Below are 16,517 nucleotides of genomic sequence, written 5' to 3'. Positions count from 1 at the left end.
ATAATCAGGGACATGATCGAGGCGCGGCGGCTCCACATCCTCCGTGCGGTGGCCGACCACCGCACGGTCACCGCGGCGGCCGCCGCGCTCTATCTCACCCCCTCCGCCGTCTCCCAGCAGCTGACGGCCCTGGAGCAGGAGACCGGTCACCGCCTGGTGGAGCGCGGTGCCAAGGGCGTACGGCTCACCCCGGCCGGCGAGATCCTGCTCGGCCACACCAACGCGGTCCTTGCCCAGCTGGAGCGGGCCGAGGCCGAGCTGGCCGCCTACGGCTCGGGCGAGGCGGGCACGGTCACCGTGGCGGCCTTCGCGACCGGTATCGCCCAGGTCGTGGCCCCGGCCGTGGCCCGCCTCGCCGCCAAGGCACCCGGCATCCGGATCCGGGTGCGGGACGCGGAGGGGGACGCCAGCCTGCCCATGGTCCTGGACCGGCAGGTGGACGTGGCGGTCGCCGTCGAGTACCGGGGCGCCCCGCCGGCCGACGACCCCCGTCTGACCCATGTCCCGCTCTACGCCGAGCCGTTCGACGCGGTCGTCCCCCTCGGGCACCGGCTGGCGGACACCCGCGAGGTGCCGCTCGCCGAACTGGCCAAGGACCCCTGGATCGGGCCCTACCCGGGCAACCCCTGCCACGACGTCGTCGTCCTCGCCTGCGAGAGTGCCGGCTTCCAGCCCCGCCTGGAACACTCCTCCGACGACTTCCGGGCCGTCGTCGCGCTCGCCGCCGCCGACGCGGGCGTCGCCCTCGTACCGCGCTCCGCGCTGTGCGGCATGGACCTCGCCGGCGTGGTCGTACGCCCCGTCGACGGCGTCGCCCCGACCCGCCGCGTCTTCGCCGCCGTCCGCCGGGGAGCCGAGGGGCATCCGCTGATCCGCCCGGTGCTGGAGGCGCTCGGCGAGGCGGCCCGGACGTGAGCCGTCCGTAACACGGTCGTCTCATATCAGGGATAGCGTCCCGGATATGAGAAGCGAAGATCCTGTCGATCTCCTCATCGGCAACCGGCTGGCCGAGCTGCGCGCCGAGCACGGCTGGTCCCTGGACGAGCTGGCGGAGCGCAGCGGAGTCAGCCGGTCCACCCTGTCCCGCGCCGAACGCGCCGAGACCAGCCCCACTGCCGCCGTCCTGAACCGGCTCTGCCATGTCTACGGCCGCACCATGTCCCAGCTGCTCGGCGAGGTCGAGGCGGCCCCGGCCCCGCTGGTCCGCGCCGCCGAGCAGCGGGTGTGGGAGGACCGTGCCGCCGGCTTCGTACGCCGGTCCGTCTCCCCGCCGCACACCGGACTGCGTGGCGAACTCGTCGAGGGCCGGCTCGCCCCGGGCGCGGACCTCGCCTACGACCGCCCGCCCGTGCCCGGCCTGGAACAGCACCTGTGGCTGCTCGCGGGGGCCCTGGAGGTCACCGTCGGCGAACGGGCCCACCGGCTCGACGCGGGGGACTGCCTGCGGATGCGGGTGACCGGCGCGACCCGGTTCCGCTGCCCCGGCCCGGACCCGGCGCGCTACGTCCTGGCGGTGGTACGGCCGTGAGGATCGAGCGCTGGGACGGCGACCGGATACGCGCGCGGGCCGACGGCCTGGCGGCGCTGCTCACCGACACCGTGGCCGCGGGCGCCTCCGTCGGCTTCCTCGCACCGCTCGGCCACACCGAGGCGGTCGCCTGGTGGCGGGAGCGGGCCGACGGCGTGGCGGCCGGCCGACTCGCCGTCTGGGCGGCCCTGGACGCCACGGACCGGGTGACCGGCACCGTCGGCCTGGACTTCCCGGGCAAGCCGAACAGCCGGCACCGGGCCGAGCTGGTCAAGCTGATGGTGCACCGGTGCGCGCGCGGGCAGGGGCTCGGCCGCCGGCTGCTGACCACCGCCGAGCGGGCCGCCGCGGCCGACGGGCGCACCCTGCTCCACCTCGACACCGAGACCGGCAGCCCCGCCGAGCGGCTGTACCGCGCGGCGGGCTGGACCGAGGCCGGCACCATCCCCGGCTACGCGGCGAGCCCGGCGGGAGAGCTGCGGCCGACGACCCTGTACTACAAGCGGCTCGATGGCGGCCCTGGGAGCTGATTGTCAGTGGCAGGGGCTACCTTGCGTGTCATGCCGGACGCAGAAGACGTACGCCGAATCGCCCTGTCCCTGCCGGACACCACGGAGAAGGTGGCCTGGAGCATGCCCACGTTCCGGGTGGCCGGGAAGATGTTCGCGACCCTGCCCGAGGACGAGACGTCCATCGCCGTGCGCTGCCCCAAGGAGGAGCGCGAGGAACTGGTGCTGGCCGAGCCGGACAAGTTCTGGGTCGCCGGCCACGAGGCCCAGTTCGCCTGGGTGAGAGCGAGACTGGCCGCCCTGGAGGACGAGGAGGAGCTGCGGGACATCCTGGCCGACTCCTGGCGCCAGGCCGCCCCGCCCCGACTCCTGGACGCCCACCCCGAGTTGGGGCTCCCGGCCGCGGGCTGAAAAACCCGGTGGGGGCGGTCGGCGGGGTGGCATCATCCCGCGACGGGGGCGGTACGGGGAGGCGCGGGCGTGCGGGTGACGGGAGCGGCGAGGACAGCGTGGCCGCCCGAGCCGCCGGACGCCCCGGTGACAGGGAGGGGAGCACTCGGATGACCGGAAGAACGGACGCGCGGCACGCCTTCGGCACGCGGCGGGCGGGGCGGGCGCGGGAGGCCGCGGCCGGGGCCCCGGCCGTGTGGTCACGGGACTTCGCGCTGTTCTTCGTGGCCCGGGCCGTCGCCCGGCTCGGTGACACCATGCTGCCCGTCGCCCTCGCCGCCGGCCTGCTGGAACACGGGTACGGCGCGGGCGCCGTCGGTCTCGCCATGGCCGCCACCGCCGCCGCGTTCGCGGGGCTGGTCGTCTTCGGCGGGGTCGTCGCCGACCGGTTCAGCACCCGCAGGCTGATGATCGGCGCGGACCTGGTCCGGCTGGTCACCCAGGCACTCGCCGCCGGCCTGTTCCTCGCCGGGCACGTGGTGCTGTGGCAGATCTGTGCCATCGGCATCGTCAACGGCGTGGCCGGCGCGGTCTTCCAGCCGGGCGTGGCCAGCACCGTGCCCCGCCTCGCCGCGGACGTCCAGGGCGCCAACGGCGCGATACGGATCGCGGAGTCCGCCGCCCAGCTCGCCGGCCCCGCCGTGGCCGGCGTCCTGGTCGGCCTCGCCTCGGCCGGAGGCGTCTTCGCCGCGCACGCCGCCACCTACGCGCTCAGCGCCCTGTGCCTGCTGCTGCTCCGGCTGCCCCCGCTCCCCGCGGGGCCCCGGACCGCCGCCGGCTCCGCTTTGCGCGCCTTCCGCGCCGATCTCGCCGACGGCTGGCGGGAGTTCCGCTCCCGCGCCTGGCTGTGGAGCGTGATCGCCGTCTGGTGCCTCTACATGATCGCCGTATGGGGCCCGACCGTGCCACTGGTGGCGACCGAGGTCGTCCAGCGGCACGGGCCGGGCGCCTACGGCCTGGTCAACTCGGCCCTCGGCGCGGGCACGGTGATCGGCGGCCTGCTCGCCCTGCGGCTGCGCCCGCGCCGCATGCTCCGCGCCGGGGCGCTGTCCCTCTTCGTCTTCTTCGGCTTCCCGGCGGCCGTCGGCGCGGGCCTCGGGGTGCCGGCCATGGCGGCGGGGGCCGCGCTCGCCGGTGCCGGCATGTCGTTCTGGGGCGTGATGTGGGCGACCACCGTGCAGACGCAGGTCCCGCCCGACGTCCTGAACCGCATCCACGCCTACGACGTGGCCGGCTCGCTCGCCATGCTGCCCGTCGGCCAGGCCCTGGCCGGACCGGCGGCCGGTGCGCTGGGCGCCGGCCGCGTCCTGCTGACCGCCGCCGCCGTGAGCCTGCTCGTGGCGGTGATCCTGCTGGCGACACCGGCGATACGCGACCTGGTCCGGGCCGAGGCCGCGCCCGCCCACGGTGGCCGGACCGCACCGGCCCGCTGAGGGCCCGGCGCCCCGCCTGCCCCGTCCGCCCGGTGGGGCCGGTGGCTCACCCGCCCACGGAGACCGGGCCGCGTCCGCCCGCCGGCACCCGTACGGCTCCGACGAAACCGCCGATCCGCTCCCGCAGGCTCGCCGCGTCCAGGCCGTGCGCGGCCACGTGCTCGTCGATCGTGCCGTAGCGGCGCAGCTCACGCCGGGCGACGCCGAGGCCGAGCACGCGGTGCGGCACGTCGGACAGCGCCTCGCTGACCGCGGCCGTGGAGGTCCCCGCCAGATACGGCTCGACCAGCACGACGTCCGTACCGGCGGCCTCCGTGGCCCGACGCAGCCCGGCCGCGTCGAACGGCCGTACCGTCGTCGCGTACAGCACGGTCACGTCCAGGCCCTCCGTGGCGGCCAGGACCGTGTCCAGCAGGGGGCCGACGGCGACCACGACACCCGAGCGGCCCTCGCGGACGGTGACGAAGCGCTGCCCGTCGACCGGCCGCCCCTGCCGGTTGGACTGCACGGACAGCCGTACGTACACCTTGTCGTCGCCCGCGGCGACCGCGTGCCGCAGCAGGGTCTCGGCCTCGTCCGGATGCCCGGGCACATGTACGGTCCAGCCGTCCAGCGTGTCCAGGAGGGCCACGTCGCCCGGAGCCATGTGGGTGAAGCCGCCGGCCGGCCAGTCGAAGGATGCGGCTGCGCTCACCAGCACCGCGCCCGTGTCCTGGTGCCCCAGGTCCAGCTTGACCTGCTCGAACGGCCGCTCCACGAGAAAGCTGGCGAAGGTGTGCACGACGGGCCGCAGCCCGGTGAGCGCCAGCCCCGCCGCCGCCCCGACCAGGAGCTGTTCGCGGATGCCGACGTTGATCACCCGGTCGGGGTGGCGGCGCATGGCGTCCTGGAAGCCGTCCAGGCCGATCTCGGCGAGGACGACGGCGACCCGGGGGTCCTCGTCCAGCAGCCGGGAGACGACGGGTGCGAAGCGGTCACGCATGGTGTCCATGGAGGTGTGCCCTTTCGGGAAGCGGGGGAGGGTCAGGCGTTCTTCGGCTCGACACGGGCGACGACGACATGCGGCCGGCCCGGGTGCGGCGCGGTGAACGCCGCGTACAGCGCCGCGTGGTCGCGGCCGTCCACGGTGACGGCGGACCAGCCGGCGGCCTCGAACCGGGCCGCGATCCCGCCGGGCAGCGCGTGGCTGGCGGAGGAGTTGTCGATCACGACGGTGTGCAGCCGGTCCAGTCCGGCGGGGCCGGCGAAGGCGATCGCCTCGTGGTTGCTGCCCTCGTCCAGTTCGGCGTCCCCGATCAGCACCCAGACCGCCGGGTCTGTCCGGCCCTGGGCACGCAGGCCCAGCGCGGTGCCCACGGCGATCGGCAGCCCGTGCCCGAGCGACCCGCTGCCGATCTCGGCGCCCGGCACCAGCACCCGGTCCGGGTGGTGCCCGAGCGGGGAGTCGTACGTGCCGAACCCCGGCAGCCACTCCGCGGGAAGGAAGCCCTTCGCGGCGAGCACGGCGTAGTAGGCCATGGGTCCGTGCCCCTTGCTGAGCAGGAAGCGGTCCCGGTCGGGGTCGGTGCGCCGTTCGGGGGTCACGCGGAGCACCCGGTCGTAGAGCACCCACAGGACGTCGAGGGTGGAGGTGGCGGCGGGGCCGTGCTTCTCGTCGCCGGTCATCAGCCCCATCAGCCGGGGCAGGTCGTCGTAGCCGTACGTACGGCCCTGGTCCGTTGCGGTCGTCATACGGTTGATCGTGCAACCTCAACCAAACTTGAGGTCAATGGTGAAAGGAGCGCGCGACCACCCACCCGAGTGCGGTATTGTTTCCCTGCGCGTTCACCCGGGGAAACCCCAGGTCAGACCGCGCACCGGGACGTGGCGCAGCTTGGTAGCGCACTTGACTGGGGGTCAAGGGGTCGCAGGTTCAAATCCTGTCGTCCCGACTGGAGACAGTCGCAGGTCAGGGCCGGTTTCGGAGCAATCCGAAACCGGCCCTCGGCCGTTTCTGGGGACCGGTTGGGGACCAGTGCTCCCTTGACCGGTGTCAGCGGGTCATGACGATCGGGCCCGGGAGCGAGCGGGGGGGGGCGCGGACCGCGCTGAGGTGGGGCGGAGAGTGCTGCGCCGGCGGCCGTGATCTTGTGGACGTCGGGGTGGTCTTGAGGGAGCCGTGCCCGGCGATGCGCCGCAGGACGTGGACCGGGACTCCCGCGTCGGCGAACCAGGTCAGGCTGGTGTGCCGGAGGTCGTGGCGGCGCAGGTGTTCGTAGCCGAGCCTGATGACCACGTTGTCCCAGTGGGTGGCGTCGCGCAGGACGGCGGTGGAGACGCGTCCTCCGCGCGGGCCGGTGAACAGGCGGGCGTCGGGGTCGGGGCCGGCGGACAGGATGCGCTGGGCGAAGACGAAGCCCCTCGTCGCTGCGTACACAAAGGGACATCGAGCGCGCACAGTACCTGTTCCGGGCCGGCCACGCGGCGGCGTGAGCGGCTTCTGTCCCTGGCCTTCTGCGGGAAATGGTGGTTTTCAGTGAGCCTGTCGACGCAGGGATGGAAGGGTGGCGGTGGACTAGGCATCCGGGTTCCGGCGCTCTCGTCGGAAACGAGGTGTTCGACGTGCCTGTAGTGCTGTTCAGGGCCGGAAGAGACCCGTGGGCAGCGGGAGCCCCCTAGGACCTTCAGGGGAGGGGTGCGGATCTTTGAGTCGGCGGAGGAAGGCCAATGTTCCGGCGGTGCCGTAGCCGTAGCTTGCTTCGCGGTCGGACAGTTCCGCCTCGCCGGTGGTGAGGCATCGGTCGGTGACGAGAGCCGCGACTCGGTGGGCGTGGTGGGTGAAGTCGGTGTTACCGGTCACTGTGGCGAGGTCGATGAGGAATTGTCCGAGGCCGGACAGTCCGCAACATTGACTGGTCACGGTGGTGCGGGGGGCGAGCAGGGCGGCGGTGTGTCCGGCCCGGGTGGCGAGGTCGACCCATTCGGGGCGGTGCAGGATGCCGCCTGCGTGAAGGAGGGTGGTGCCGATGCCGGGCAGGCCCTGGCACCACGACAGTGCCAGCGGGCGGCAGCCGGGGCTGCGTGTGGCGGCGAGGTACTCCTCGATGCGTTCGGCCAGAGTGGTGCACCAGCGGTGTGCGGTTTCCTCGGCCGCCGGGTGCCGTGGTCCGGTGGCCTGATGAGCGAGCAGAAAGGCCAGGAGGCCGGCGGTGCCGTGCGCGTGGCCGTGGCGGACGCTGTGGCCGGTGCCTGGTTCGTCAGGGTCTTTGATGTCCGCGGTGATGGTGCAGTTGCCGGCCAGGAGGCGGTCGAGACAGGCGTCGGCGACATCGCGATGGCGGTCGTCGCCCAGAAGGTCGGCAAGTTGGAGATGGGCGATGCCGATCCCGGCCAAGCCGTGAGTGCAGTCGTCGCGCACCTCCGCTGCCGGGGGCAGGAGGGCGGGGTCGGGCAGAGCCAGCCTGTACGCCGCTTGCGTCAGTTCGGCCTGCGTGATGGCCGCCCGCGTGGGGGGTGTGGTGCGTGCGGCGATGGCGAGCAGGACGGCTGTGCCGGTGGCCCCGAACAGCCAGCCCGCCGGGGCCTGGAGCTGTTCGCTGTGGCGGGCGGTGTGGGCTGCCAGGGCGTACGCGGCGTGGCGGGAGGTGTCATCGGGGTGGTTGAGCAGTTCCCAGGCCACCCCGGCCGTTCCGGTGAACAGGCTTGTCCCCGGTGGCGCTGTCCGCTCGGTGAGCTGTTCGGTGTAGCGGTGCAGGGTGTCCAGTAGCTGGTCGGTGACCTTGTCGACGCCGGACGTGACTGCCGACGTGCGGGGCATGCGGCGGGTGTTGGCTGGGCGGCTGCCGGTACGCAGGTGGTGGGCTGCCCTGGTGCGGCGCTCGGGCTCTTCGGCGAGCAGGTCCGGGATAAGGGCGAGGGTGGCTCGGGCGCTGCCGTCGGCGAGTGCGGGGTGGGCCTCGGCCAGCCAGGCCAGCGTGCGTTCAGCGTCCGGGGCGAGGCCGTTGTCGCGGACGGCCGGAGCGACGCCGGTGGCGGCGAAGCACAAAGTGGCGCCCAGCGCGTAGTAGTCGTCCTCGACGCAGGCGGGTGGGTTGCTGCGCTGACGGGGCGGCGCGTAGCCGGGAGTGTGGCCGGGGCGCTGGATGTCGTGAAGGGCGGCAATGCCCAGATCCACCAGGTACAGGCGCCCGCCGTCCTCGGACAGGACGATGTTCTTCGGCGCCAGGTCGCGGACGATCACCCCGTGCTGATGCACGGTGTCCAAAGCGGCCAGCAGCCGGCGCCCCAGGCCGGCCAGAGTTGCCCCGTCGGCACGGCCGACAGCAGGCGGGCGCCGATCGACCGGGTCCGTATACGCGCCGTTGGTGTGGACGTCCTCCCCCAGGGTCGTCTTGCCCACGTCTGCTGTGACCAGGTATTCGTCCGCGCCGTGGCGGAAGTGGTCCACCAGGCAGGGGGTGTTGCCTGCTCCGCGCAGGTGGGCGAGAACACGGCGTTCGTTGCGCAGCAGGATGCGTGCATCGAAGCCGTCGGCGGTCTCCCCGGCCCAGGCGAAGCCCTGTTTCACGATCACGTCGCGGCCGGTGGTGGTGTCTCTCGCCCGGTAGACGGCGCCGCGAACGGACTGCTGCACCCCCTCCTCCAACTGGTAACGGCCGCCCAGCAAGCTCCCTTCGGCCGGTACCCCCACCTCGTGGGCCGACGGGGACGGGGCGAACGGATCACGGGCCCATGGCGGGCAGCGGTAGACCGCCCCCGCCTGTCCGGGAAACTCCTCCCCGCCCGGACCCCGCATGATCAACACGGGGGCGCCGTCGCCGTCCGCGCGCCAGCACGGCGCGAACGGACCGTACCGGTAGTACACCGGCGCGCCGGGAGCAAGGCGGCGGTCGCTGCGGATCGTGGGCCCTTCCAAGCCCGACAGCGCGTCGGCCAGCCGGGCCGCCACTTCCACCAGGATGTCGGGCTGCTGGTCGGGATAGACGGTCAAAGCCTTGCCGACCAGCCCCCAGTTGCCGTGGTCACCGGAGTTCATCCGGGCCAAGTCGGCGGAGCCGGGGACCGCTTTGAAGTCGCACGGCACGGCCAGCAGCACGTCAAGCGCCCGCTGGAGAACCCGGCCGAGCGTACTGGGGCGGGCGGAGATGTGCAGCTTCCACCCATGCCCGTCCCGGACGGTCCCCGGCCGCTCGACATACAGCCACTGCCGTGTCACCCGCAGCACGCGCCCGGTCGCCCGCGCACCGGCACCCAGCCGTTCGCACAGCGCGTCACGCGACACGGACTCATCGGCTACAAAGGCGGCGGTCATCAACACCCCAAGCAAGCACGAGGAACATGCGGAAGGCGAGCACACAAGGCGCGGGCTCCGGCCCCCCTGCGGGTGGGCCGGAGTCAACGGACGCCACGTCAGAACGTGACGCCCTCACACACGATGGTCATCGGGCCGCTCATGCACGTGGACCCGCAGTTCGCCGCCGCGCTGTGGGCGTCAGCGCCGTCGAACGTACAGGAGGCCAGAACGTTGTGCAGGTCCTGCTCGCCCGCATCCCGGGGAGTGAATTCGTCCAAGGTCATGCTCATGAGGAAGTCCCTTTCTCTCGGCCCCTGACAAGAGGCACAACTGAGGCCGCCACAGTCCCGATGCATGCCGCGGCCCGCTCATGGATCTTTCTCCACCGATCCCCGCCTCGCGGCACCCAGCACGGCAGTACCGGCCATTCGAGTGAATTCGTGACCCGGCGTGTTTACTGGCATTCCGGCCGTGCCCGGGCTGTGGTGCGAAAGGAGCTTCGGGCGCTGGACGTTCCGGGAGCCCGCACCTGCCACAAGCGGCTTGATGACGGCAGTTCTGGCCGGCGTGCGGAGGCTCGTGAGGCTGCCGCGCCTCGCGGAGCGATGTCTCTCTCAGCCGGTCAACGTCGCAGCAGGGCTGGTGGCTGCTGCGGCGGCCTGGAGAGCAGAGCGGGAGTACAGCTGTGCGCCTTTTTCGCCTGGGGTGGACGGGACTGACGTATTCCGATTCCCTCGGCGAGTTCTCCGGTGAGGTGGGAGAGCAGGGTGGCGGTGGTGTATGTGGGGCGAGCCCGTCTCGCAGAAGTACACCACCGGCGCCGCGTGCGTCTTCAGCGTCCAGGTGCTGGAGGCGATGCGGAACCTCGGCATCACGGTGTCCAAGCAGGACGCGCACGGCTTCATGTGCGCCTGGCACTACGTCAACCACTACCTCGGCACCCCCGACAAGTGGCTGCTGCCCAAGGACGTCGACCTGGTCGACCGCCTGTGGCGCATCGAGCGGGAAAAGGAATGGCGCAGGAGCGAGGACTGCCTGTTCATGACCGATCAGGCGGTCAAGTTCTACCGCGGCCTGCTGCCCCCGGCCGTCAGCGACGCCTTCATCGCCGTCACCCGCGTCGGGCTCGGCGACCATTACGCCGACATGGCAGGAGTTCCGAGGAGTCCGATCGACTTCGCCGCCAAGGGCCTCTCCGCCGGCCACAAGCTCGCCAGCGGGCTCGGCTCTGGCCTCCTGGGCGGCGGCGCGAAGAAGGTCACCGGCGTCAACCCCTACGAAGAGGCCGTCGGCATCGCCGCCAAGGGCTACAACGAAGTCGTCCGGTTCGCCATCACCCACGACCAGGACGACCAGCCCCAGATGCACCAGGAACTCGGCGACAACCGCTGACACCGCACCCGGCGCCCGGCGGGGGTGCGACCTGGCAGAGGTTGCCCTCCCGCCCCGTCGGCAGGCGCACGCTTCGGCCTGCTGCCGCCCCGGGCAGCCCACCATCGCCGAGAGGACGACACGCCGGCGACCCCGGTCCGCAGATCAGCTCGGCGCATACGACAGGCCGGGGCGGCGTTGCGTCCCGGCCTTCCCGGGGGCTGTCTACCGGGGGCCGTCGTCCCGCGGGCGAAGGTAGACGGTTTTGCCGTAGCTGTTGTCCAGCCAGATCCGGTGCCTTTCGTTGACCGTGTGCAGACTCGGGTGCTCGTAGCTGCGTTCGCCGCGCTGCCCTTCGTTGACCGTCACCAAGACCCACTCCAGGCACCAGGCGGCGCCGCTCTGCGAGCTCTCGAAGCGCAGGTAGACCGGGAAGTACTGCAGATCGTCCGTGTCCAGCGGGGGTGTGCGCGGATCGTTGTACTGGGCATTCTCCACGTTGGCACCGTCACCGAAGACGTAGGTGTCGTCGGCGCCTTGCACGAAGTCGGTCTTGCCGACGAGATCGAGGACGAATTCACGACCACCGACGCCGAGATAGATCCATGCGCCCGTGGCTGCATGCTCGATGTCGGCGGTCATCACATGCGCCTTGATCTGCGTGATCTCACTCATCGATCAGCTCCTTTCCTTAGAGGGTGCTGCCTCTGCCTCAGCCGGTGTTGCTGGCAAGCAGCGGCACGAGAGGCTCCGTCGGCGTCCTGCCCGCCTGCACACTCAGGACAGTCACACGCGATAAGTCACCCATCCGTGCGACGGATTGGGGCGACAGTGAGGGACCCCGCAAACGTGTACGGGCCCGACTGACCCTCTTCAGTTCCACAGGGCCTGCGACCAGACACGATGGTGAACACGGCCGGTGAACTACGACGCTGCGGGATCGGCTCGTCCCTCCCCGGAACCGGCAAGGGTCTGCACCACCCGCGCCCGCGGCCTGCCGGCACGAGGCCCTGGAAGTCCTGGTCGCCACCGACACCCCGCTCCCTTCCGAGCGGGCCGCCCCCCGGCTCGGGAGGTGCAGGAGCGAGTTCGACTGGATGGTACGGCTCGGGACGGGTCCGCTCCCCGCAGGCGGTCGAGGTCCGCTTCACAACCAGCCGGGCCGGGACCGTCGACGTCACCCGCTACGGTCCGCCGACGTCGACGCGGTCGTCCCCGCCCACCCCGAGGTCGACTGGGAGCAACTGCCCGCCGGGAGAAGGGCCGGCGCTCCCCGCTGGCGTCGCTGCGCCCGGAACCGGCGGCGGCATCCGCGCATCGCCTGCCGGAACAAAGGCGGCCCTCGCACCCTGAACGCCGGGTACGAGGGCCGCCTCCTGTTCCCGTGGTCAGGGCGTGTCGCCGGAGTGGAAGAAGCGGCAGCTCACCCCGGGGCCGGCAGAGCGCCGTTCGCCGGGGCCCGGGTCGTACAGGGCGCGGCCACCGGGCCAGCGCACGAGCCCGGTGGACAGGGCAACGCCGCCGTCGACTTCCCCGGCGCGCCAGCCGGTGATGTCCAGCAGCAGGGGCGTCCAGCGGGCCGCGACCGGTTCGGCGTAGACCGGGTGCGGGAGCGGGCCGGGAGCGGGATCGTCGCGGTCGGCGCCGTAGACACGGCGGCGGAGCAGCTGTTCGCCTTCACGGTTCACCCCGTCAAGCCTGGCAGCCACCGCTGACAACCCGGGGTGCGGTCGTGTCACCAGCGGAAGCGGGAGAGCCAGCCGCCTTCCGCTTGGGCACGGCCTGGTCCTGCTCCTGGTGCCGGCACGTGCCCAGCCAGGGTTCACCGAAGTCGGACACACACAGGATATCTCTCGCCGGGCTCCGGCGGGGCACCCGGTCTCGGCTGCCCCGCCGATCGCTGGGGGTGACTCAGTCGATGCGGACGCTGTTCGTCCGGTCGGCGATGGTCTCCTGGCCGGGCTCGACGGTTTCCGCCACGTCGCCCTTGCAGTCGATGTCCTCGTACAGCTTGGCGGTCCGGTTCGTGTTGTTGGTGATACCGGCGTCCTGGTCGTTGTTGTAGCAGCCGTGGGGGTTGTGGATGGTCCTGTCGTCGATGACCAGCGTGCCGTTGGCCGCGTGCGCGGAGACCGGCACAGTCACGGCCAGCAGCGCGGCCGCGGCCAGGGAGCCCAGGAGAGTGGAGGGACGTCGCATCGGATTCTCCTTCGTCGTACGGGTGCCACCCGGCACGTTGACGATCGGCGGTAACGGGGACAGGGCCTCGCCCCTCGCGTTCTGGCTGCCGTCTCGATCCGCACCGTCCCGGGCTGTCCACCGTCGCACGCACCCGCCGGCCAGGTATCGGCATGATGGACCAAATGGGTGATACGCGTACGGCCAGCAGCGGCCGGGAGCCGCCCGGGCAGGAGCTTTCCTGGGTGTCGTCCGGTGGCGGTCAGTCCTGGCGGACTGGGAATTGGTGACCGTCCGGGTCGGTGGCCGTGATGAAGGTGCCCCAGGTCTGCTCGTCGATGTCGCTCACCGGGACATCCTCGCGTCCCGGAGCCCGGTCTGTGTCCACAGGGCCGGGCGCGCACCCGTAGGGCGATCGGCCGGGCGCACCAGGCACTCGGCCAGCGAACAGCAAGGAGCCGTCCTGGCGACGACGTCCCAAGGTGCCCCAGCTCGCCCCGGAGCAAATCCTGCGGGCCGCCGACTACGCGGAATTGGCCTGACAGGAGCAGGGCAGTAAGGAGGAGAATGCCGCGCTGGCACAGCTCCACGCCGACGGCCCGGTGCTGGCGCGGCTGATCGGTGAGTTCGGTGCGCTGTTGCCGGCCGACTACCTCACCGTCGTGCCCGATGGGTACGCCGACTGCGAGTCCGCGTACTTCCTCGTGCAGTCGGTGACGGTGGCGAGCCGGTACCTCAAGCGGTGGTGCCTGGCGGGCGGCGGCGTGGACACCGCGTGGATCGCGGCCGGGTTCCTGATCGAGTGCATGCGGGAGGTCGGCCGGGATCCGCCAGTTCCTCGTCGTCATCACTGCGGGGCAAGTGGCGTGCGGGTGCCGGCCGGCGCGCCGCACGGTGGTGACGTCCGGCAGCCAAGTCAGTCCCCACCCCCTTTTTTTTCCGGTTACCAGGTTGCGAGGAGGTGGTCGGGGCTGCGGACGGCCGTGTTGAGGGGCCAGTGGTCGGGGTGGGCCGCGTGGGCGTCGGTCAGGGTGAGGTCGGGGCAGGACCGGGCGAGTGCGGTCAGGCCCTGGTGTGCGAGGTGGCGGGCGTAGGGGGCCCCGGGGCAGTAGTGGATGCCGGCGCCGAAGGCGAGGAGGGGTGGGCTGTCGGTGCGGTCGGGGTTGAAGCTGTCGGGGTCGGTGGTGGGGTGCTGTTCGTCGCGTGCGGCGGAGGCGAGCAGGAGTAGCAGACGGGCTCCTGCGGGGATGCGTACGCCGGAGAGCTCGACGGCGCGGGTGGTGTTGCGCAGCCAGCCGGCCAAAGGCGGGTCGTGGCGCAGTGTCTCCTTGATCGCGGCCGGCAGCCTCTGTGCTGGGTGGTGGTCGTTCCAGGTGCCGGTGGTCAGCAGGCGGTGGAGGGTGTTGGCGAGGAGGCGGGGGGTGATCTCGGCGTTGGTGATGAGGACTTCCATCAGGGTGGAGGCGACCTCGCGGGTGGTGAAGGGCTGCCCGGTGGTGTCCTGGTGGGTGAGCCAGCCGGAGACGAGGTCGTCGCCCGGGGAGTGGGTGCGCTGTTCGGCGAGAGTGTGGCAGTAGGTGAACAGGTCGTTCAGTGCGTGGGCGGCGGCGATCTGTCCGGTGTCGTCCAGGCTTCCCCAGACGAGGTGGGTCAGGGCGGCCGCTTGGTCCTGGACGGCTTGCTGGTCGGCCGGTGGGATGCCGGTCATACGGCCGAGTGCGGCGGTGGCCAGGGGGCGGGCCCAGTGGTCGACGAGGTCGCCGGTGCGGCCGAGGCGGCCGGCGAAGCGCTGGGCCGCGTGGCGGGCTTCCTCCTGCAGAAGGCTCTGAAGGTGGTTGACGCGGCTGTCGGTGCTGGGGAAGACGGCGGTCATCTGGCGGCGGAAGCGGGTGTGGTGCGGTGGGTCGAGGGAGGACAGGACGGGGACGGCGGCGCTGCGGCCGAGTACGGCCTGCGCTTGGGGGCACAGCGGTCGCAGGGGCAGGTAGCCCAGGGCGGTGGAGAAGGTTCCGCCGGCGTCGCGCAGGACGGTGTCGATGTCGTTGTGCCGGGAGATGACCCAGACGTCCAGTTCGGGGTCGTGGAAGACGGGGTGGTAGCGGCGAAGGTGTGTGTACAGGGGGCCGGGTTCCCCGGCGCCGTGGGCGGTGATGGAGCCGGCCACGGCGGCCGGACAACCGGCGAGGGCCGGGCAGGCGCGGGTGGTCGCCTCGGTCGTAGCCATCACGTCGGTCCTTTCCTGTGGCCCGGGGTCAGTGGGTGGGGCGGGTGCGGGCGACGAGAAGGACGGCATCGTCGGTGAACCGGTCGGTACCGGTGGCGAAGTGGGCACGCAGTTCGGGAAGCAGTGCCTCGCGCAGGCCGGCGAGGTTGGGGTGGCCGGTGTTCCAGAAGGCGGCCAGCACGTCTGACGCGGCCTGGGCCTTGGCCTCGCAGCCGGACTCGGGAAAGAGCACGTCGACGCGGGCCCGGGTGAAGGCCAGGTCGGTGAAGCCACGGCGGGCCAGGACGCCGGCGGCCTGGCTGAGCAGGTAGCCCTGGTGGTCGGGCGCTTCGCCGGTCAAGGGGGCGCAGATACGGTTCCACAGGCCGATCAGCTCGTTGTCCGGTGCGCCCTGGACGAGGACGACCTTCGCTTCGGGGTGGGACATGTCGACCGCACGGGCCATTTCCGCCACCGCGGCTTCGGGGTCGTCGGTGTAGTGCAGGACCCAGGTGGCCACCGCCGCGTCGAACGCGCCGGTTTCTACGGGCAGTTGTTCGGCGCACCCGGACAGGATCCGCACGCCTCGGTCGGTGAGGTGGCGCATGCTCTCCTCGCGTGCGGCGTGCGGCTCCACCGTGGTGAGCGCATCCAGCCGGCCGGCGAGAGCGGATACGACGGCGCCGCTGCCGCCGCCGACATCCAGAACCCGGCTGTTGCGGGACAACGCGGCCAGGACGGGGTCGATGTCGTGGCGTTCGAAGCGGGCCTCCATGTCCAGCCAGCCCTGCTGGGCCAGTTCGTGGGGACCTCGGTAGGCGGCGGGGAGCGGGTAGGGGCCGGCCAGCGTGTGTGCCGGGAACACGGGGCCGCCGGGTTTGACGGCGTAGATGAACAGATGTTCTTCCGCTCCCATACCGGGGAAAGCGGGATGGAAGACGCTGATGCGCTCGTGGACGACCCGCAGACCTGCCCGGCGCAGCAGCCGGGGGAAGACCTCGGCCGGGTAGCTGGTCGCGCGGATGGTCTGGCCCATCCACTGGATCGGCTCGTCCTCGGCGTCGAAGGGCACGGTCGCGAAGACGAACAGTCCGCCAGGGGCGAGCCAGTCGGCGATCCGCGCGAGCGTGGCATCCAGGTCCGCCCTTGGCATCTGCAGCAGCGGGAAGAACGCGGTGATCGCATCCCACGCACCCGCAGCGGCGGGCAGGGCGCGTACATCGGCGCGTTCGAAGCGTGCCGCCGGCACCTGCGCGCGGGCCAGCTCCACCATCGTCTGTGAGACGTCGTAGCCCGTCACCACGTGCCCCGCGGCGGCGAGCCGTTCGGCGGTCGGCCGCCCGGTCCCCGAACCGATGTCCATCACGCGCGCCCGCTCGGGCAGCCGGGCCAACAGCCACTCAAGTGCCGCCAGTTGCTCCGGTAGCCGCGCGTACGTGTCCTCGTAGGTCTTGCCGAGCACGTCGAAGGGGCGAGCGGCCGCCTCGGCCGATCCGTGCGGTTCGGCAGGCGTGGGAGAGGTGTCAACGCTCATGCGGGTGGGGCTCCTTGACGGATTTGCCGAATCGATCCG

At 72.1% G+C, this 16,517-nt stretch carries 16 protein-coding genes and 1 tRNA gene; 7 read left to right on the top strand and 10 right to left on the bottom strand.

What is annotated here, in order from left to right; genetic code table 11:
* The first annotated feature begins 12 nt into the window (after positions 1 to 12).
* The 5 genes from ACSURM_RS06420 to ACSURM_RS06400 all read left to right on the top strand — a co-directional run bounded on the left by ACSURM_RS06420 (position 13) and on the right by ACSURM_RS06400 (position 3,920).
* Entirely contained in the window at positions 13 to 915 is a 903-nt protein-coding gene (locus ACSURM_RS06420) for a LysR family transcriptional regulator (protein WP_436953978.1), read from the top strand.
* Positions 916 to 961: 46 nt separating this feature from the next.
* A complete protein-coding gene (locus ACSURM_RS06415) occupies positions 962 to 1,528 on the top strand; it encodes a helix-turn-helix domain-containing protein (protein ID WP_436953977.1) in 567 nt (188 codons plus the stop codon).
* A 2-nt stretch (positions 1,529 to 1,530) separates the two neighbouring features.
* Positions 1,531 to 2,058, top strand: a complete 528-nt coding sequence (locus ACSURM_RS06410) for an N-acetyltransferase family protein (protein WP_436960956.1) — start codon at positions 1,531 to 1,533, stop codon at positions 2,056 to 2,058.
* A gap of 30 nt (positions 2,059 to 2,088) precedes the next feature.
* The gene (locus ACSURM_RS06405) at positions 2,089 to 2,448 is read left to right on the top strand and encodes an MmcQ/YjbR family DNA-binding protein (RefSeq protein WP_436953976.1); all 360 of its coding nucleotides are present in this window, start codon (positions 2,089 to 2,091) and stop codon (positions 2,446 to 2,448) included.
* Positions 2,449 to 2,597: 149 nt separating this feature from the next.
* On the top strand, positions 2,598 to 3,920 hold the full coding sequence (locus tag ACSURM_RS06400; protein WP_436953975.1) for an MFS transporter: 1,323 nt from the start codon (positions 2,598 to 2,600) through the stop codon (positions 3,918 to 3,920).
* Positions 3,921 to 3,966: 46 nt separating this feature from the next.
* On the opposite strand, the gene ACSURM_RS06395 is transcribed toward ACSURM_RS06400, so the two are convergent.
* Positions 3,967 to 4,911, bottom strand: a complete 945-nt coding sequence (locus tag ACSURM_RS06395) for a transketolase family protein (RefSeq protein ID WP_436953974.1) — start codon at positions 4,909 to 4,911, stop codon at positions 3,967 to 3,969.
* 32 nt (positions 4,912 to 4,943) lie between these two features.
* Positions 4,944 to 5,651: a transketolase gene (locus ACSURM_RS06390; RefSeq protein WP_436953973.1), complete on the bottom strand. Its 708-nt coding sequence runs from the start codon at positions 5,649 to 5,651 to the stop codon at positions 4,944 to 4,946.
* A 126-nt stretch (positions 5,652 to 5,777) separates the two neighbouring features.
* On the opposite strand from ACSURM_RS06390, the gene ACSURM_RS06385 reads away from it, so the two are divergent.
* Positions 5,778 to 5,851, top strand: a tRNA-Pro gene (locus ACSURM_RS06385).
* 101 nt (positions 5,852 to 5,952) lie between these two features.
* Here ACSURM_RS06385 and ACSURM_RS06380 read toward each other — a convergent pair.
* From ACSURM_RS06380 to ACSURM_RS06370, 3 genes are all read right to left on the bottom strand, one after another.
* On the bottom strand, positions 5,953 to 6,336 hold the full coding sequence (locus ACSURM_RS06380; protein ID WP_436953972.1) for a tyrosine-type recombinase/integrase: 384 nt from the start codon (positions 6,334 to 6,336) through the stop codon (positions 5,953 to 5,955).
* Positions 6,337 to 6,537: 201 nt separating this feature from the next.
* Positions 6,538 to 9,210, bottom strand: a complete 2,673-nt coding sequence (gene lanL, locus ACSURM_RS06375) for a class IV lanthionine synthetase LanL (RefSeq protein ID WP_436960954.1) — start codon at positions 9,208 to 9,210, stop codon at positions 6,538 to 6,540.
* Between the two features lie 98 nt (positions 9,211 to 9,308).
* Entirely contained in the window at positions 9,309 to 9,482 is a 174-nt protein-coding gene (locus tag ACSURM_RS06370; RefSeq protein ID WP_436953971.1) for a hypothetical protein, read from the bottom strand.
* A 490-nt stretch (positions 9,483 to 9,972) separates the two neighbouring features.
* Between ACSURM_RS06370 and ACSURM_RS06365 the strand changes: the two genes are divergently transcribed.
* Positions 9,973 to 10,584, top strand: a complete 612-nt coding sequence (locus tag ACSURM_RS06365) for an oxygenase MpaB family protein (protein ID WP_436953970.1) — start codon at positions 9,973 to 9,975, stop codon at positions 10,582 to 10,584.
* Positions 10,585 to 10,788: 204 nt separating this feature from the next.
* Here the strand turns inward: ACSURM_RS06365 and ACSURM_RS06360 are convergent, their stop codons facing one another.
* The 5 genes from ACSURM_RS06360 to ACSURM_RS06340 all read right to left on the bottom strand — a co-directional run bounded on the left by ACSURM_RS06360 (position 10,789) and on the right by ACSURM_RS06340 (position 16,478).
* Positions 10,789 to 11,238, bottom strand: coding sequence for a hypothetical protein (locus tag ACSURM_RS06360; RefSeq protein ID WP_436953969.1), 450 nt, complete (start codon positions 11,236 to 11,238; stop codon positions 10,789 to 10,791).
* Positions 11,239 to 11,951: 713 nt separating this feature from the next.
* On the bottom strand, positions 11,952 to 12,251 hold the full coding sequence (locus ACSURM_RS06355; protein WP_436953968.1) for a hypothetical protein: 300 nt from the start codon (positions 12,249 to 12,251) through the stop codon (positions 11,952 to 11,954).
* Between the two features lie 223 nt (positions 12,252 to 12,474).
* Positions 12,475 to 12,762 carry a hypothetical protein gene (locus tag ACSURM_RS06350; RefSeq protein WP_436953967.1) on the bottom strand — a complete coding sequence of 96 codons (288 nt, stop codon included), beginning with the start codon at positions 12,760 to 12,762 and terminating at the stop codon, positions 12,475 to 12,477.
* A 922-nt stretch (positions 12,763 to 13,684) separates the two neighbouring features.
* A complete protein-coding gene (locus ACSURM_RS06345; protein WP_436953966.1) occupies positions 13,685 to 14,965 on the bottom strand; it encodes a cytochrome P450 in 1,281 nt (426 codons plus the stop codon).
* A gap of 28 nt (positions 14,966 to 14,993) precedes the next feature.
* A complete protein-coding gene (locus ACSURM_RS06340) occupies positions 14,994 to 16,478 on the bottom strand; it encodes a methyltransferase domain-containing protein (protein WP_436953965.1) in 1,485 nt (494 codons plus the stop codon).
* Positions 16,479 to 16,517: the final 39 nt, after the last annotated feature.

The organism is Streptomyces sp. SudanB182_2057 (genome assembly GCF_964272715.1).
GTDB lineage: Bacteria > Actinomycetota > Actinomycetes > Streptomycetales > Streptomycetaceae > Streptomyces > Streptomyces rubradiris.
This window is presented reverse-complemented; position numbering and strand designations above follow the sequence as displayed.

What these genes read in the sequence shown, in the direction of transcription:
- ACSURM_RS06420 (WP_436953978.1), top strand. Translation starts at nt 13, where the DNA reads ATGATCGAGGCGCGGCGGCTCCACATCCTCCGTGCGGTGGCCGACCAC.
- ACSURM_RS06415 (WP_436953977.1), top strand. Translation starts at nt 962, where the DNA reads ATGAGAAGCGAAGATCCTGTCGATCTCCTCATCGGCAACCGGCTGGCC.
- ACSURM_RS06405 (WP_436953976.1), top strand. Translation starts at nt 2,089, where the DNA reads ATGCCGGACGCAGAAGACGTACGCCGAATCGCCCTGTCCCTGCCGGAC.
- ACSURM_RS06400 (WP_436953975.1), top strand. Translation starts at nt 2,598, where the DNA reads ATGACCGGAAGAACGGACGCGCGGCACGCCTTCGGCACGCGGCGGGCG.
- ACSURM_RS06395 (WP_436953974.1), bottom strand. Translation starts at nt 4,911, where the DNA reads ATGGACACCATGCGTGACCGCTTCGCACCCGTCGTCTCCCGGCTGCTG.
- ACSURM_RS06390 (WP_436953973.1), bottom strand. Translation starts at nt 5,651, where the DNA reads ATGACGACCGCAACGGACCAGGGCCGTACGTACGGCTACGACGACCTG.
- lanL (WP_436960954.1), bottom strand. Translation starts at nt 9,210, where the DNA reads ATGACCGCCGCCTTTGTAGCCGATGAGTCCGTGTCGCGTGACGCGCTG.
- ACSURM_RS06370 (WP_436953971.1), bottom strand. Translation starts at nt 9,482, where the DNA reads ATGAGCATGACCTTGGACGAATTCACTCCCCGGGATGCGGGCGAGCAG.
- ACSURM_RS06365 (WP_436953970.1), top strand. Translation starts at nt 9,973, where the DNA reads ATGTGGGGCGAGCCCGTCTCGCAGAAGTACACCACCGGCGCCGCGTGC.
- ACSURM_RS06360 (WP_436953969.1), bottom strand. Translation starts at nt 11,238, where the DNA reads ATGAGTGAGATCACGCAGATCAAGGCGCATGTGATGACCGCCGACATC.
- ACSURM_RS06350 (WP_436953967.1), bottom strand. Translation starts at nt 12,762, where the DNA reads ATGCGACGTCCCTCCACTCTCCTGGGCTCCCTGGCCGCGGCCGCGCTG.
- ACSURM_RS06345 (WP_436953966.1), bottom strand. Translation starts at nt 14,965, where the DNA reads ATGGCTACGACCGAGGCGACCACCCGCGCCTGCCCGGCCCTCGCCGGT.
- ACSURM_RS06340 (WP_436953965.1), bottom strand. Translation starts at nt 16,478, where the DNA reads ATGAGCGTTGACACCTCTCCCACGCCTGCCGAACCGCACGGATCGGCC.